The sequence below is a fragment of the Pseudomonadales bacterium genome (genome assembly GCA_013215025.1).
Lineage (GTDB): Bacteria > Pseudomonadota > Gammaproteobacteria > Pseudomonadales > DT-91 > DT-91.
The window spans coordinates 1-16,045 of record JABSRR010000146.1 but is presented as its reverse complement, the minus strand read 5'-3'; the positions used below and the strand labels follow the sequence as shown (position 1 = coordinate 16,045).

Sequence of the window (16,045 nt, the reverse complement as noted above, 5' to 3'; positions counted from 1 at the left end):
ATTAAATAAAACTCGCCGTTTTCTGGGGTAGGCGGCAAGCCATTCAAAGCCGACCAAAAGCCTAAAAATTTATCTGTAGTAACATCAGAAAGGGCTTCAATTAAAAACTCATATTTTACTAAAGCGTCATCTTCTAGCTCTTGATCCGCAAGCTGCTGTATTGGCAAAGATGATTTAAGGCCTAGCTCGTTTAATTGTAAAATTAACTCGTTAGTGTCTTGCCTTGTTATTGTCAAAGTTTGCAAGCCTGCTATTTCTTCTACTTTAATACTTGAGTTAGTAGAAAGTCGAATTCCGCCGCTAACAAAGTTGAAAAAATCTTGTATATCACCGCCAAACACGGAAAGACTTTCTTGGTTTTCAAGCGTTAGTTTATCTAAGGCTTGCATGATTTGCCTTGCAGGAAAAGCTGTATAATCTGTTAACAGTAAGTCTTGTGTTTTTGGTGTTTGTCTTTGAATTTTTACAACACTTTGATCTGGTGGCGGAGTATCAAAAATATAAGTTCCACCAGCATCATTTTCTTGGTCTTCATTAAGTATTGCTTGGCCAGAAGACAGCACGCCATCAACAAAGCCAGTTAACCATGACGGACTAAAAGAAGTAATTGTAAAATTAAAACTAGAAGTAACACCATTGCCTAAAAATTCTTGTTCAATAGTTTCATTATCAATAGTCATACATTTGATCCTTTTGCTTTGCCGAATATTGCTGATATGTTACAAGGCAATGGTTTATCTTGAATTATTTCAATAACACCTCCATTAAATCCGGCATCATAGGTATTGCTGTCGCCAGTGTACAAAGGCTCAGATATTGTCATTACAGATTGAGGGCTTCTTATTGGTGGCCTTTCGCCATTTACTTTAGGTATACCGCTATTGAATAGTCGTAAAAATATTTCATTAAATCTGCGCTTTTGTGTTTGCGCTGTACCTTGAGGGTTAGAACCTTCTAACTTGTTTGTGACCAGCCTACCAGTGTAGGCCAGACCTACCGCCACTGGTGTATTTTGAGCGTAATACTCTAGACTAATTTCCCCATTTAGCACTGTTCGATCTGGATGTAATGTATAGCTTTCGTCTTCATTGCCCTCAGAAGTCAAGGCTACAACAGAAACAGTCTGGCCTTCTAAGTGATCAAGACCGTTGATTGTCTCAGCTCCTTGAGTAACGATATAGCTATCAAGATAAATAGGCAGCTCATTAAACGCTGTAAATTCTTCTAGCAATAACTTGTCTTCACGCTGCACTAGAACCCACTTAGAGCTGCCGTTTGTGTCTTCTGCTGTTGTTATGCCTACATAAGATCCGTTTGTGACCTCTTTGAACCAACCGTTTTTGTCTAATGCGGCGAAATATGTAGAGTTGTTCATCGAGCCGTCACGCATTAAAGCTGTAAGCTGATAATTAGGGTTTTGACCATAAATAATTCTTTGTATTTGCGGCAAAAACAAATGATCAGAGTAAAAAGTTGTTTCTAATGATTCATAGCTGTTTGAACTGTCGCCGCCATCTAAGAGCGATCTTATTTTGCGACCATCATTACTTATAAACAAAACTTCTCGGCCACTGCCAGTAGGCGATAAATAACTAGCGCCCCATTCTTGCTGCACATCAAAACTAAAATCGCTATTTGTTATTACAGATCCGGTTGATCTACCTGTAACTGCGCCAACATCAGTACCAATAAGAAGAGTTTTCAAGCTTTTCATCCATTGTATTTTTGCATTAATTGACAAAACAAAATTCAAAGGATCATCAGGCGCTGCATTTGTGTTTACTATTTCAAAATTCGAGTAATCCCAAACTTTACTAGCCCAAATTTCAGATAAATTATTAGGTGAAGCGCCTAAATAAAGCCTGCCTTGATGGAACGCGCAAACGCTTGGCTGATTGTTTAGCCAAACATCAGTATCTGGAGGGGTAGGAGTGAAAGGGCCGAAAGACCACTGGCCCGAACCTTCGTCATATTGAAGAAAGTGCATTTCACCAAAAAGCACGGTAAATATAAGTAAGCCGGTAGCGCTATCCATATCCGTTTGCAAAGTATCTAATTTGCCTACCCAGCTTGGCGGCGTAGGGAATTGCGCTAAATCTGGCGCAACGCTTTCTGTTGTAAATACAATATTTTGAAATTGAACTACAATTTGTGAGTATCTTTGAGGGCCAAGCGCATCGCCGCGTGTTGCCTCGTTATAAATCCAGTCATTCCAAGTCGCAACAAAAAGTATGATTTTGACATTGCTAACGCCTGCTAAATCTGCTGGCTCTAAAGTCACGCTCTTTGATATTTCAGTGAAATCTGGCGGATATTGTGTTTTAGCTAAAGGCGGATCAAAAGCTGGATTAAGATTTAAGTTATAGGTGTATATTTCAAAATCAGTGTAGATAATATCGTTAGTATCTGCATTTTCAATTTGTACCCCAATTTGCCCTTGTTTAAAGTAGCCGCTATTTGTTAAAGGCAAGAAAACCGCATCAAAATTCAAATTGTATGTTTGAGTATTATCGATAGCCACTGTTTGAGATATTGATCTGTTTCGCCCAAAACCGACATCGACAAATTGAGCAGATCTAGCTTTTATAAGAAATCCACTACCGCTTATAGCTTCTGACTGAAAACTAGCCGCGCCAATTTCAGGATCTGGAGCTGGGTTAAATGTAACAACGTCCCAGTCATCCAAGCCAAATATAAAATTTGGATTTAGCAATAAATTGCTTTGTAAGTTTGGCGCAATTCCGTTTTTGTCGTAAACCGTCACATTATTGTTGCCAATAACAACAGGATTATCATTAGAGCCAAGCCTGTTAAATGTTCTTAAGGTAGCGGTTTCTTCAAAAGTATCAGAGTTAAATTTACTTCCATCCCTAAACTCTAAACTGCCTTGAGGGGTTACTCGCCAGTTTTCACAATCTTTCAAGCCGCCTTGATATACTGCTCCTTGTGTTTTGCCTTGCATCTTAGGAGAGATGGCACCAAAACTGAAATCGCTTTGTATAGGAGAGACATTAGGCATAATTAAGCAATCCTACAAAAATTGAAATCGCTGCCAAACTCATCTACTTGTCTAACTTCGCTTATAACTGTGCGATATTTAGCCAAAGCAACTTCATCAGCCAAAATAGCTTCATAGGGCGATTCAGGTGTAAGGCCTTGACCTAATATTTGTAGCGGTGAACTCTCTATTAAAGCCAGCGTAAGATCGTCAGCAACGACAAAGCACATAGTCATAGTGCCAGTTTCATCGTGCAGTGTTTCTGTGCGTGGCATAAAAATAAAAACATATCCAGCGTAATCATGGCTAAAACCATCACGGCAATGATAAATATGAGCCTCATTGCCCTCGGCATTAGCTTCAAGCCAAACTTGCAAAGCTGGCAGATCGTCGCAATATGTGACTAAATAATTCATACTGGTTTCCTAGCCTCCATAGCTGCTTGTTCTAATGTCAATCCTGTTTGCTCAATTCGCATAACATACTTAGGAGCGACATAAGCTGTAGCAGCACCAAGGGCGCTGGCATCTACTAGATGGCCGTAAAATCCCAAGCCCGACGGCGGTACAGGTACAGGGTTAGCTACTTGAGGGCCAGTGCTACCATCTACTTGTATGCTTGGCGTTGTACCATCAAGCTCAAATAAAATTCTGCGGGTTTCGTTTACCGGCCAAGCACTTATAGGTATGCCTGCACCCTCAGAGCAACCATCCGCATTAACCCAAGAAATGTTAAGCTGGCCACTTACATTTGATAATATTAAAACCCAGCCTGCCGAAGGGCTTGAGCCGCCGCCAAAAACTGCATCTGTGTAGTAATTTAAAATTAGAACATCCCCGTCGGATGTAGCAGGCACATCTGTAAAAGTTAATTCGCAATACAAACTAAAGTTCGTGTCTGTTTGAGCGATTGGTACGGTGCCAAATATCTGAGTAGTGGCTAATCGAGTTAGCGCAGCACCAGTATCATTAATAATAGGGCTGTATTGATTTAGCCGCCGTCTATTTGCGTATACTGCGGATGTAATTTCTACGCCCTTAGTGGGGTCACCTAAAAAGCTTTCGTTTTGGCTGTCATCTAACAAATATATTCTTTCGGCTTGCGGGGCATTGTTGCCTTGTATGCGCGCAACGTGATATATAAAAACCTTTCCATCATCAAGTAATTGTGTATATCCACCAAATTGAGCGCCAGTAAAGCTGCCATCCTCTAAATTGACTGTCATATCCTCTGAATTAGTTCTGAGGGTAACGAATTTCTGGCCGCCCAATGGCTTTAGTACAATCATTACAACAAATCTTTGGGCAGAAGCGTCTAGCGTTGTACCAATAACTTTAGCCATAGCGATTTTATGCTCGCCGGTTGAGCTGTCCTGTAGCACCGTACCCTTTGTGCCATCATAACTTGTAGTTATCCCACCATCTGATTGACCAACGCCGTAATTCCAATCCGGCGTGAAAGCGCCAGTTGGTTGCAGCTGAGTCACATCGGCAGAATAGCCATGATTGTTTGTATCTTGCCGCCTACCAGTTATACCAAAATCACTAATAACAGGGACATTTGCGGCATAGGTAACTAACTGTCCGTCTAGAATTTCGGTTTGCGCTGAAACGTGTTGATGATCTACTGGCACCCCAGACTTAACTTCTAAACCATCTGTTGTAAAAGGAAATAGAAATGTTCTATTGTCAACAGGAGGGCCGCCCCCGCCAATAACATTAGCCCAATAATCTAAATATATGCTTTCAACTGAATCGCCTACAGCGCCTTGACTAACCATGTACGCTGTTTTAGCGTCATTAATTTGGTCGCCAAATGCGCCAGCAACTTCTAGCCAAGCATCATTAATTTGATTTGCAGTAGCGCCAAGTGACTGCAAAAAAGCCAGCTCCATGTCATTGTTAGAGCCGGTAAATCCTTGGCCTACTAAAGCATCAAATTTAGCATCATTTATAGCCGTCATATTATTTATACTAGCTTTAAATAATTATCACTTGCGGCAATTACGCAATATGAAATCAAGCCGTCAAATACTTCTGAACCAAAATCACGATCTCTAAATTCGCCGCTTATGCCTATTGCACAACTACCAACTGGTATTGCTGTTTCATCAGTAGTTGTCTCGGTAGTGGCGATAGTCGCAGAAACTGGCACATAAACATATATCGCCTCGTCAGAGTCTTTATAAAGCTCTTGCTCAAATATATATCTAACGCAAGTATCCCAAGCTGTTTTGATTTCAACTTGACGAATGTTGTCTACTGTATTCATGTAAAGAGCAACACTATCAGCACTAACAGCGCTTATGGCGTCTTCATCAGTCACATTGGCTACAACACCGCCAAAAGGAATTTCAAACTTTTTGATAGCATCAGTCATGGCTATTTACCTTTTTTAGCGTCCATTATTTCTTTATGCTCTTTTTCGTTTTCAGCCTTTTTTTTGGCCGCAGCTTTTTTAGCCTTAGCTTGTTTTTCTGGCAAAAACTCTTTGATAACTGCAACATCAATCAACAGAACGTTTGAGATCTCTTCTATAGACATACCTCTTTCGGTATAGTCTTTAATTTTTTTCTGATCTGATACGTTTGCGCCTTTTTTCATGGTCAATACCTTTAAGGTTAAAAAAAGGGGGCAAAGCCCCCCTGTGTTAATGTGAGTTAGTCGGTAACTCGCAAGTTAACAATTTGCTCATCTTCAACACGAACAGCGCCATAAGTGGCTTGTGCATATAAAGACCAAGCATAAGAACGGCTAGGATCTTGCTGCACAAATGTTGAGATATCACGGTTAGTAGCTAAACCAATTGCTCTATCGGTGAATGCGTAGCAATCAGTAATGCCAGCAGAAGGACTCAAAAGTCTTGTGCTGCAAATCCAGCAAAAACCCATCCAGTTAGGCACAATCAAGCCTTGGCTTAACTTCTGCAAAGCTTCTCGCGTAACATAATCACTAGAAGTTTGCTCGGTAAGTTGTAGCAAGCGGCGTACTTGAGCTGGGCCAATTACAAAGCATTTCATCACTTCGCCTTGAATATCGTTTTCCAAGAATTTCTCTTGTACTTGAGTGATTAGATCAAAGCTGATTTGAGCGCCAGCAGAATCGATTTGCTGTGCTGTCGGAAACGAAACAGCAGAACCATTGCCATCTAAAGCGTCATCACCAAATGCGCGAATGATCTCGTCATCGTAAGCGCGAGCCATAGACATACCCATGGCGCGTACTAAGCCGCCTTTAATGTCTACTTTTGCTTGGATTTGGTCTTCATGCTCAATAAGTTCGCCGCAATCAAAAGTCTTAGCAACCGCAGTACGACGACTAAAAGGATAATCGGTAACTGGCGTTGCTTGTGCACGCTGAGTTTTTTGTGAAGCTTCTTGAGCGCCTACGCGATCAAAAGAATAATTTTCACCGCCGCTTGAAACATTCATTACCTTAATTTTAAGGCGTGCGTATTCTTGTTGGGCAAGGTGGCGTAAGTATTGGTTAAACTCGTCAATATAGACGTTTGGTATAGTAGCTGACATTTCAGATACTCCTCGAAAAAATTAGTTAAATTTCTTCGCCTAGATGAGTATCCGCTCAGCTGATCTGTCGGGTCATGTTGTGGCTTGGTAGAACCTCTACCCTAGGGGTTTCGTCAGGCCTTAAAAGCTGGATAAATCCTTATCCATAAAAAAGGGTATCTGCTCGATACCCTAGAATATAGTTTAAGCTTTTTTGCTTGCCAAGCTTTTTTTTAGAAAAATTTAAGAAGCGTACCGCTCTGGATTGGCAGCTTGCATTAATTTGTGCATTTTTTGGCGAGCTATATCATCACCTTTATGATACGGATGATCAGGATTCGACAAAATATCATTTATTTTAGCTTGAGCCTCTAATGGCGAGTCAACGCTGCCATTACTGTTATTCGCCTGTATGTCCATATTTGTGCTTTCGCTGACATTTTTAGCTAAACCGTTCAACCAAAACACCGTTTCTGAATCAATTGTTTTCGATTCCATAGCATTTATTAGGCCTTCCGGCGCACCAGCTTTTTTAGCAAAATTTAAGGTTTCTTGATATTTTGCCTCAGCAGCCAAGCCCCATTCTTTTTGAATACTGGCAATGCTTTCCTTGTTTGCATTTTCAAGCTCTGCCCTGCTTTCACTGTTTTTGCGGCCAGTAATTTCGGCAAACTTTTTAAACTGCCTTTTTGTCATGCCAATTTCTTTTGCTAAAGATCGCATATTAGCTAAATCATCATCAGCAAAAGTTACGTCTTCAAGCTCTGGCGGAATATAGCCGTCAGTGTCTTCTGGAGTACCTAAACGCTTCATCAAATCATTAACTGAATCATCGTCATCAAAGTCTGGCGCTTCTATCAAGCTTGGCACTTTGTCTTTAAGCTTTTGCTTGAATGCAGCTATATCGCTTTCGCTTGCGTCTTCTGTAGGTATGCGGATTGAATTACCTAGAAATGATCTTTGTTCGCCAAAGCGATTAAACAAAGCAGTCATGTCCTCAGCGTTTTTCACCTCATCCCAGTTTCTAGCAAACTCTGGCACTGCCTCTGCCCAGCTTTCTAAAACTTCCTCTTTAATTTCATCAGTCATTATAACTTACCTTTGGTTATGGTTAAAAAATGGACAACAAGCTCTTGCTGGCCAATGCGTGAATACAACGTGTTTGGATCTGGATGCAATTGCGGCACTAAGATATGAGCCTCAACCAGTTCATCTAGCAGCTTTGCACCGTCCGGCGTACTAAATACTTTTCTAACTAGATCATGCTGTCTCTTTTGTTTTTCTTTTAACTCGGTCATTGTGGGCCTACCTCAGACATCGCTTGCTCGCCAGCAGCCACAGCCTGCATGGTTTCCCCAGCCATTTGTGCTTCTTGCATAGACTGCCTTTGTTCTCGATCTGCTTTAACTTCATCGCTAGGCCTATTAACTTTTGCAGATACACCTAAATAGTTAGCAAGCTGTTTAAATGCTTCATCCCAGTCTGGTATATCCAGCAAGTTTGGATTAGCCTCAGCCATACCAAGTAACGTAGTTAGGTAACGCTCTAGTGATTGTACATTTGATGCCTGCTGTGTTTTGGCGATAGGTGAAGTGTATTCAATCTCAACCTTGCCACCCATTTGGGCTATTACATCCGGCATTTCTGGGAATTTGCCAGCTCTAAACAGTATGCCAAAGCATCGAGTCACAGCAGGATCTAACAGGTCTGTTTGAAGTCTACCTAAAGTCGGGCCAATCAAAGCCTCTAACTGCTGCATTCTTACTGATATTTCCATGGCAGTAGCTGGCGTGCCTTGCATTGGCGGTAAGATTAATTGCGGTATAAAGAAATAGCTTTCTATATTCTGGCGTAGCCTGTCCATTTCTTGATAAGTCACATCAAATCGCGCACCAGATAAAAACGGTTTAACTTCATTTACATCGCGCACCTCAGATATGCCGCCAGCTGTCATGTTAAGATCACCAAACAGGCCTCTAGACGTTGTAATGATTGGCGGATCTAAGTTTTTCTCTACCGCTGTCATGTTAAGCTCTATAGTTCTATTCAGAGTCAAAGTGTCAGCCAAAGCAATCATGGCTGGACTATTACCCCACATTGAGCTTGAAGTCTTGCGCCACCTTGGCACAAAAGCTGGACGCTCATAGTAGCCACCTTTCTTTGGTAGCTCTTTGCCATCTTTTAAAAACGCATAACCAAAACCCCATGGCCGCTTTTCAGGGGCTATGACTTTTGCTGTGCTGGTTTCGGGAATGTCTAGCCTGCGATATATGCAAAATATAATGTCTTCTTTTTTATCTGGATCAGCTGCTGGGTTTTCAGCTGCCTCAATAACATCATCTGGCAAACCCTCTTTGCCAAAGAAATTCACAATTTGCAAAGGTGTCCATTGTAGGTGGCGGAATACTCTAATCACATCGCCTTTGTGGTCTTGCTCGAAATAGCATTCTTTAATTGGCACTGACATAAAATTAAGTGCAGCGTCTTCGTCTTTATTCTCGTTTTCTTCGGCAATTAAAACTGACGTGCCAAAGCAAACCAAATCTTGATAAGTTTCGTTTATAGAGACATTGAAATTAGAATCTTGCAAAGCCTCGTAAGTAATCCGAGAACATTCCTCAAGCCAAGACATTGCAACTTGATTATCATTAAGCATGTCCTGCCTAAACTTAAGATCAAACCAAGAAACGCTGGCGCTGGTTAAACGGCTGTGCAAACTTGACGCTAAGTTTTGGGCCGCCATGATTGCTGTAGCGTCATAAACAAATGGCTTGCGCCACTCTATGCTGTTTTCAGCTCGCTCGTCTTTAAAAAAGCGGCCTCTATATGGGGCTATATAACGCTCTATAGCATCCCAAACATCCTCAACAGTGTAGCGATCACCTTTAAGTCTCTGGTATCGAGTAACTATGTCTTGTCCTTTCATTTGTCTTTAACCTCTGGAGTAAGCGGCTGTATGCCCCTGTTGTTAATTTTCTCTGGATGTGAATAGCCTCTTCTCTCGAAGTAATCCCAGCTGTCACGCAAGGCTTGCTCGGCTTCATGTTTTTTTAAGTGTTGATCTTTAATGCCGCTGCAACTTGTGATGACACGGCCATAAGAGGGTTTATCAAGACTCATTAGCAAGACCTCTTAACTTGTGGCTTGCGCTTGCGATGTGTGCTTGAGTTATTAGTAAGCATTTCGCCCATGTAAGGATCGTAAGCAACAGCAAGGTAGCGGAAAGCATCAGCGCCGTGAGAAAACTCATCATGCACTGGCGTTTTTAGATAAAGCCCAGTTCTCTGGTCATAGCGTTTGCGGTAATTTTCTAAGGCATCTAGCCCAGACTCACAGCCAACTTTGTCGAAGTAACATTGCGAAAGGATTGTGCGTACAGCGTTTATGCCGTCTTCAATAGATATCTTAGGCGCTACAATGACGTTGAATCCAAGCGACTCGATAACTTCTAAGCGAGTTTTGCCAGAAGTCAGCTCTCTAACCTTCACATCCCATGGCATGATCAACTCGCCATAGATATAAGGCATTTGCATCATGTCTTTTAAAACATCTGTTAGGCCTGTATTTTCCCATTCTTGGTAATGGATCAGCCGGATTTCACTGCGAAAGCACTGCATAAACCAAACAGCTGTCATGTCATCGATACCTAAATCAAAAGCGGCATAAACTGGCAGCCCCTTTTCATAAGGTATTCGCATCACCCTGCCTTGATCCCTAGCCTTACCAATATCGTGAGCATAAAAAGCGCCCTTGATAGCAGCTGCCCAGTCACACAAAAACTCTTGCCTGTAATCTGACTCCGGCATGTTTTGCCTTGCTGACTCAAGCTCTTCTGCGTCAATGACATTGGTTTCATCCGCTCTAAAAGTAGCGGCATACCATTCAGGATGACCCTCATTCATCATCCTTGAGGCCTCCTGATACTTTTCGTAAAAGTGATTCTTACCGTTTGGCGTACCTAAGAATAGTGCGCGCCCCTTTCGATCCGCCAAAGCTGGACGAACCACCTCACTCCATATACTTATTGGCTGGTTGCCAAACTCATCAAACACAACAGCATCAAAATACAAGCCCCTTAAAGCATCTGGGTTATCTGCACCAAAACACATAATCCGCGCTATCGATTTCTTGCCGTTAACCTCACCTTTAGGAATGTCTATCCGCAGCTCACTTTCATAAGCTTTGCTGCTAGGTATCATCGCTGTGTAATCTTTGGCGTAATCCCAAGCCACCGCCTTAGCCTGCTTGTAAAACGGTGCTATGTACGCAACACGGGGGTTATGCAAAGGACAATTGAGCGCAATATCTATCAGCTCGTTAACTGCCAGTACCGTCTTGCCGAAACGCCTATGAATCGCCAATACAGTAAAGCGAGCGCAGTTTGAATGTATGGATCTCTGCAAAGGCCGTGGATGGTACCCTGTGCTTATTTCTACAATCTTATGATTAACTGGTAGCATTAACTGCAAACCTCGCTCTATGGGGCTTATATGCGCTTCTATGCGTATTCTGGGTATGGCGTGGATGTGTGTTTATTGCTTTTTTAGAATAAAAAAATTGTGAACTGGATAGTCGATGGCGATGGCGATCCCGATTTTCGGGCCACCCCCCTCCGACTTTTTTAATCTGGCTTTGAAGTTTTCCAGCAATTAAGCCGTAAGCCCTTGATATTGTTATTGTTATCCTCTGGGCTTCACCTTCATTGACTGGTGTTATGTCCATAGTCATTGAGCGTTATTCCCTTCAATATCAATGACTTGGCTGTCATCCGCTCTATTAATACCAGTGGACACGTTGACAATTACCGCATTATTGCCGCCTTTGTTGTCGTTATCACGCCAGCCGTGCTTGTTCTTTTGGTACCAGATAGCGGCGACCATGTTGCCTTTGGCTATTTGCTCCCGAACTAGGCTGGTTATCTCCATCTCATCATTGGCTAGCCCTCTTTTGATCGCTCTTTCTACGCGCACAGAATTCTTTATTGCTATGTTTAACTCCGCCTCACATATGCCCAGCGTGTTAGCTACATAACTAGCAGGTGCGCCGATACTGACCATATCTTCAATCGCATCTAAATCTGCATCAGTTAATTGAAACTCGAAGCCTTGATCATTCTTAACCACTGGCAGCGCGTCTTTAAGCCGTTTAGACGCTGGCAGTGCTCTAGATATAGCTTTACCCTTGAGCGGTTTATTTGTTTGTTTAGAGCCAATCGGTCGCCCTGCTTTGTTGCTGCTTGTCATAGTCGGATTTATCCTTAAATGAATAAAAACCAACAAAGCCAGCAAAGCAGCTAAGCGCCGTTAAACGTGATTAATTTGATTAAATGAGCGAAGCGAAAAAAAACACTCTTAGCAATGAGCGAAGCGAAGCGCGAAGGAGCGTAGCGACTGGTAGCAGTGGATATCAGGTAATTTAGTTATATTACTTAACGCGATCAGTTGTTAATCTGGTGGTCATTTATCCAGCTGTCAAGTTAAATATACGCCTCCCTAATCTTTGTATAGTTAATAATTAAAGTTTCTAAAATCATTATAAAATCATTATAAATCAGTTAAATTATCAAAATAGTATTGACAGTACGATAATCAAGGCCTAAGATTCGCCTAACTGGAATTAACCAGCGACCAAACGAGGCTTAGCCGATGATCAAATCAATCAATGCAAAACATCAGAAAACGGTCAGCAAATTTATAAAAGCTGATCGCCAATACAGCGCCAGAATCGATCAACTGCATTCACAGGATATAGACGACAGCGAAGATTTATTAGCGTCAAAATTCTATTCTAATGCGAGTCATTACTTTTCAATGTTACCGGCTAGAGAAAAAGCCAATATTGCAAAAACTATTGATACCGCCGGATACTAACGAAAATCAACCAACAAAAAGAGACTAAAACCATGACTAAAAAACAAACTAAAACTAAAACTAAAAAAGATCTTTACCAAGAAATCACAGACGGCATTATTGCGGAACTTGAACAAGGTATTTGTCGCTGGGTTCGTCCGTGGGATAAACAGAGCCAGCCTTTTTCTTTGCCTTGTAGCGGTAAAACTGGCAAAGATTACAACGGTATAAATATAGTAATGCTAATGGGGGCATCTACTTTTTTTAATACTCAATCATGGCTGACATACAAGCAAGCTGAGGAGCTTGGCGGCAATGTTAAAAAGGGCGAAAAATCAACGCCGCTTGTATTTTTCAAGCAATTAGAAATCGAAAAAGACAAAGGCGGCAGCGATCCAGAGCTTGTAAAGATTCCAATGCTTAGACAATACCGCGTGTTTAACGTTGAACAATGCGAGAACATCGAAGCTGACAAGATTAAGGGCTTTATACCAGAACGGCCAGAAGCCCCTCAGAATGTAGCCAGCGACCTAGCAAGCGCTGTTGGTTGTGAAGTCTTAACAGGATCAACCAAAGCAGCAAACGCCGATTTCTTTGATCGCGTTATCATTCCAGCCTTTGGTGACTTTAAAAGCGCCGATCATTTTGCTGCTACTTTGTTTCATGAGTTGATACATTGGACAGGCAGCCCATTAAGACTAAACCGGACAAAGGGCAACAGAGATAGCATCATAAAAGAAAGCCGCGAAAATTACGCTTTTGAGGAATTAGTCGCCGAGCTTGGCGCTGCTTTCCTTTGCGCTAAATTCGGAATAGCTAACGAGGAATTGCAACATGCTGATTATATTGGCTCTTGGCTCAAACTTTTAAAGGATGATAAAAGAGCGATCCACAAAGCATCAGCTGCAGCTCAAAAGGCTGTTAACTATATTCTTGAGCTAGCAGACAGCCAAGCACAAAAAGCCGCCTAATGCGTCAATTTAAGCCCCTGTTAATGGGGGTTTATGTGGATACATTAAAGCAACCAAAAAGAGACTAATACAATGAGTACACAAATAACAAGCCCAGAAGCAGTAAAACATATTTACAATACTATGCTTGGCATAATTGAAAACACACATATAAGTGAAGCGTCATGTGATTTTAAAAGATCAATCGAGCGCCTTACATACTATAAAGCCTTAAAAGATCATAACGGCTGCATGTTTAACAATGAGCGCCTCGCCTATTTGCTTCGAGTTTGCCAAGTTTTAAACATTAGAGCACACAATAAACGATATAGGCATGAGACAAGCTGGCTTGCAAAACTAGACCAAAACGACAAAGTAAAAGCTATAAGGCACAAAGCAAACAATAAAAACTTGCCGAAAAAAAAGTGTTTAATGCAAGCATTGAAAAATTTGCATCATTTACAATACAACATGGATGAATTCAATGAGGTTGGTAGCGTTCGTGTAGTTATTGAGGGGCTTATTGAAGCAATGCAGACCTATATAATTAGATCAAGCGATGAGTACAATACAGCCTTTTGGGGCACTGTTTAAGCCCCTAGTTTAAGCCCCTGTTAATGGGGGTTTATGCGAGCGGCTAAAGCTCGGCAACACTAACCAAAAAGAGACTAACTTTTATGATATCAATAAACAATTTATGGCAAGCAATAGAGATTGCCCAAGCTGCGAAAGCATCGATCTATAAAACATCTAGCGGCTGGCTAGTATGCAAAGACCAGCGGCCAGCCAATAGCGTTTTTTGCACCAGCTTTAAATTTGATCTTTAAGGAGGCCAGACCAATGAACAAACATAATATAGCTGTTGAATTAAGTGATCGAATACAAATGGAGCTTAAACATATACCAAACATGGGGGGCAAAATTGAACCCAAAATTGAAAGCCTTAATAGCGGCATGGCTAGGCTTTCAAAGGCTATTGATAATGAAACTACACCGGAAATTATCTATCAAGCTAGAGATATGCTGAGCATTATAGAAGGCCTAGAGGATAAGCTTAATCTTCTAGTAAGCATGGGCAGCCATTGCGAAGCGCTAGAAAAAGCAAAGGCATTAACTAACAAGTGACTCAATTCAAGCTGCTAGAACGAAAATCTGGCAGCTTTTGTGGATTCATTAAATACAAGGTAAAAAAATGAGTAAATATAAAGGGCTTTCACTGATCGAAATAGCGCAAGGGCAAAGCGGTGATTCATCAATATTTGAATGCGCTTCAATTGAGGACAGCCAAAGGGCCGCTAAGGACGCTCACAGCTATGCTAGTCGTTTTGATAGCAAAGTGACAGTGGAACGCATAGCTGGCTTTACAATGAAGCATGAGCCGCGCTACATGATCAAAGTTACTAAGATTTAAACCAACCACCAAAAAGAGACTAAACGTTATGAAATTTTCAATAGAACGCCATGCTTATGCACCAGAATTAAATAAAATACACTTTAACAATGGCGGCGCATTAAAAGCCCCAAGCATTAAAAGTATAAAAGAGGCTAGAAAAAAGATTTTTCCAAAGCCTATGTCTGGCCTTTACTGTATAGCAGAATCAGTCTATCAAGACAAAAAGTGGCAAAACCTGAATAAAGTTGTAGCAAGCGGCTTTTGCGATACAAGATTAAGTGCGTATAAATTTACGCGCCAATTCAAGCAAAAAGGAGGGCCATTATTGAGCGGCGAAATATTGCCGCCTAATCAGATTAAACTTAAATTTTATTACCTTTAATTGATTAAAAAGAGACTAAACGTTATGAACAAGACTTACTTAGAATTCATGGTCAGCGATGACAGCTGCGAAAACTATCTGGTAAAAGTTGAGCGATCAAACGCTGACAGCTTGCATGTTAGTATAACGCATGAACAAGAAAGCATAACGCGCCGCTTTAGCCTTGATGTGTTGTTTGATATTGCTAGTGGCAAAAGCTTTATGCTTGCATATAGATTCGGAAAAACTGACTTAACACTAAGCCAAGAAAATATGGATTATATCATGGTGTCAGTCCTCAAGTTTTTAGGCAATCACGCTCAACTCAAAGAAATATAGAAGGGAGGATAATTAACAAAAAAATTCAGATACAAAATATCGATAAACTTAAATTTTTAATTAACAAAAAGAGACTAACGAATATGAAACAAATTCAAAAGATTGACGAAATTGCAATGACACTTGAAATAAGCGTGCTTTCAATTGAGCAAAAAATTATCAAGGCTGAGTATGCCCTTAAAAAGAAAGGCAGCTCAACTATTGAGGCTGATATTAATAATCTAAAGCATGAGAAAAAAGTCATGCAGCAAGTGGCGGCAAAGCTTTCGCAATGCAGCAAAGACTTGGCCGAGATCTAGAACGAACATCAAGCAAAACAAGGGGGCTTTTTAGCCTCCTTTTTTATATAAGCCACTTGCGCTTATTAATGCGGCCTCAGCTTTGTTATGATCCTTTTTCAGCTTAAACCATGAAGCGCCAAACAAGTCTCTAGCCAGCTCTAGACTTTCCTGTTTATCTTTACCTATTAAACTATAATGATGTTTCCATAGCTGTGGTGAAACGTGATTGATCGATAAACCCAGCGATGCTGAAACGCCATTAAAACAGCCCCAAGCTTCACCGAACGAAAATGCTGCAATGCCTGAATCTAACGGCATACTATGCACTTTCTCTATGATAATGTCTTTAGCACCCAGTTTTTGCCAGTC

Annotated in this window: 22 protein-coding genes; 8 read left to right on the top strand and 14 right to left on the bottom strand. The window is 41.2% G+C overall.

Translation table 11 applies throughout. The features are described 5' to 3' along the window. The 13 genes from HRU21_09825 to HRU21_09765 all read right to left on the bottom strand — a co-directional run. Nucleotides 1-680, bottom strand: a 680-nt coding sequence (locus HRU21_09825) for a hypothetical protein (GenBank protein ID NRA42587.1), incomplete at its 3' end; no start/stop codon positions are given. Then, nucleotides 677-3,019 (bottom strand): hypothetical protein, encoded by a 2,343-nt coding sequence (locus HRU21_09820; GenBank protein NRA42586.1) that lies wholly within the window; start codon nt 3,017-3,019, stop codon nt 677-679. The genes HRU21_09825 and HRU21_09820, both read right to left, overlap by 4 nt. Nucleotides 3,020-3,021: 2 nt before the next feature. After that, a complete protein-coding gene (locus HRU21_09815) occupies nt 3,022-3,414 on the bottom strand; it encodes a hypothetical protein (protein NRA42585.1) in 393 nt (130 codons plus the stop codon). Further along, nucleotides 3,411-4,961 carry a hypothetical protein gene (locus HRU21_09810; protein ID NRA42584.1) on the bottom strand — a complete coding sequence of 517 codons (1,551 nt, stop codon included), beginning with the start codon at nt 4,959-4,961 and terminating at the stop codon, nt 3,411-3,413. The genes HRU21_09815 and HRU21_09810 overlap by 4 nt, the downstream gene beginning before the upstream one ends. 5 nt (nt 4,962-4,966) lie before the next feature. Further along, nucleotides 4,967-5,377, bottom strand: coding sequence for a hypothetical protein (locus tag HRU21_09805; GenBank protein ID NRA42583.1), 411 nt, complete (start codon nt 5,375-5,377; stop codon nt 4,967-4,969). Nucleotides 5,378-5,379: 2 nt separating this feature from the next. Beyond that, the gene (locus tag HRU21_09800) at nt 5,380-5,601 is read right to left on the bottom strand and encodes a hypothetical protein (protein ID NRA42582.1); all 222 of its coding nucleotides are present in this window, start codon (nt 5,599-5,601) and stop codon (nt 5,380-5,382) included. A gap of 56 nt (nt 5,602-5,657) precedes the next feature. Further along, on the bottom strand, nt 5,658-6,524 hold the full coding sequence (locus HRU21_09795) for a hypothetical protein (protein ID NRA42581.1): 867 nt from the start codon (nt 6,522-6,524) through the stop codon (nt 5,658-5,660). Between the two features lie 222 nt (nt 6,525-6,746). Further along, nucleotides 6,747-7,487 carry a hypothetical protein gene (locus HRU21_09790; protein NRA42580.1) on the bottom strand — a complete coding sequence of 247 codons (741 nt, stop codon included), beginning with the start codon at nt 7,485-7,487 and terminating at the stop codon, nt 6,747-6,749. Between the two features lie 104 nt (nt 7,488-7,591). Continuing rightward, nucleotides 7,592-7,801, bottom strand: coding sequence for a hypothetical protein (locus HRU21_09785; protein NRA42579.1), 210 nt, complete (start codon nt 7,799-7,801; stop codon nt 7,592-7,594). Further along, nucleotides 7,798-9,429, bottom strand: coding sequence for a hypothetical protein (locus tag HRU21_09780; GenBank protein NRA42578.1), 1,632 nt, complete (start codon nt 9,427-9,429; stop codon nt 7,798-7,800). Before HRU21_09780 ends, HRU21_09785 begins: the two co-directional genes overlap by 4 nt. Next, nucleotides 9,426-9,623, bottom strand: coding sequence for a hypothetical protein (locus HRU21_09775; GenBank protein ID NRA42577.1), 198 nt, complete (start codon nt 9,621-9,623; stop codon nt 9,426-9,428). The genes HRU21_09780 and HRU21_09775 overlap by 4 nt, the downstream gene beginning before the upstream one ends. After that, a complete protein-coding gene (locus HRU21_09770; GenBank protein NRA42576.1) occupies nt 9,623-10,864 on the bottom strand; it encodes a hypothetical protein in 1,242 nt (413 codons plus the stop codon). Before HRU21_09770 ends, HRU21_09775 begins: the two co-directional genes overlap by 1 nt. A gap of 363 nt (nt 10,865-11,227) precedes the next feature. Beyond that, nucleotides 11,228-11,791 carry a hypothetical protein gene (locus HRU21_09765; protein NRA42575.1) on the bottom strand — a complete coding sequence of 188 codons (564 nt, stop codon included), beginning with the start codon at nt 11,789-11,791 and terminating at the stop codon, nt 11,228-11,230. 357 nt (nt 11,792-12,148) lie between these two features. On the opposite strand from HRU21_09765, the gene HRU21_09760 reads away from it, so the two are divergent. From HRU21_09760 to HRU21_09725, 8 genes are all read left to right on the top strand, one after another. After that, nucleotides 12,149-12,373: a hypothetical protein gene (locus HRU21_09760; protein ID NRA42574.1), complete on the top strand. Its 225-nt coding sequence runs from the start codon at nt 12,149-12,151 to the stop codon at nt 12,371-12,373. A 32-nt stretch (nt 12,374-12,405) separates the two neighbouring features. After that, a complete protein-coding gene (locus tag HRU21_09755; protein ID NRA42573.1) occupies nt 12,406-13,323 on the top strand; it encodes a DUF1738 domain-containing protein in 918 nt (305 codons plus the stop codon). Nucleotides 13,324-13,395: 72 nt separating this feature from the next. Beyond that, a complete protein-coding gene (locus tag HRU21_09750; protein ID NRA42572.1) occupies nt 13,396-13,896 on the top strand; it encodes a hypothetical protein in 501 nt (166 codons plus the stop codon). A gap of 246 nt (nt 13,897-14,142) precedes the next feature. After that, nucleotides 14,143-14,427: a hypothetical protein gene (locus HRU21_09745; GenBank protein NRA42571.1), complete on the top strand. Its 285-nt coding sequence runs from the start codon at nt 14,143-14,145 to the stop codon at nt 14,425-14,427. Nucleotides 14,428-14,494: 67 nt separating this feature from the next. Beyond that, a complete protein-coding gene (locus tag HRU21_09740; GenBank protein ID NRA42570.1) occupies nt 14,495-14,713 on the top strand; it encodes a hypothetical protein in 219 nt (72 codons plus the stop codon). A gap of 28 nt (nt 14,714-14,741) precedes the next feature. After that, nucleotides 14,742-15,077, top strand: coding sequence for a hypothetical protein (locus tag HRU21_09735; protein NRA42569.1), 336 nt, complete (start codon nt 14,742-14,744; stop codon nt 15,075-15,077). A 24-nt stretch (nt 15,078-15,101) separates the two neighbouring features. Continuing rightward, nucleotides 15,102-15,395, top strand: a complete 294-nt coding sequence (locus HRU21_09730; GenBank protein ID NRA42568.1) for a hypothetical protein — start codon at nt 15,102-15,104, stop codon at nt 15,393-15,395. Between the two features lie 83 nt (nt 15,396-15,478). After that, on the top strand, nt 15,479-15,694 hold the full coding sequence (locus HRU21_09725) for a hypothetical protein (protein NRA42567.1): 216 nt from the start codon (nt 15,479-15,481) through the stop codon (nt 15,692-15,694). Nucleotides 15,695-15,724: 30 nt separating this feature from the next. Here the strand turns inward: HRU21_09725 and HRU21_09720 are convergent. Then, nucleotides 15,725-16,045, bottom strand: a 321-nt coding sequence (locus HRU21_09720) for a hypothetical protein (protein ID NRA42566.1), incomplete at its 5' end; no start/stop codon positions are given.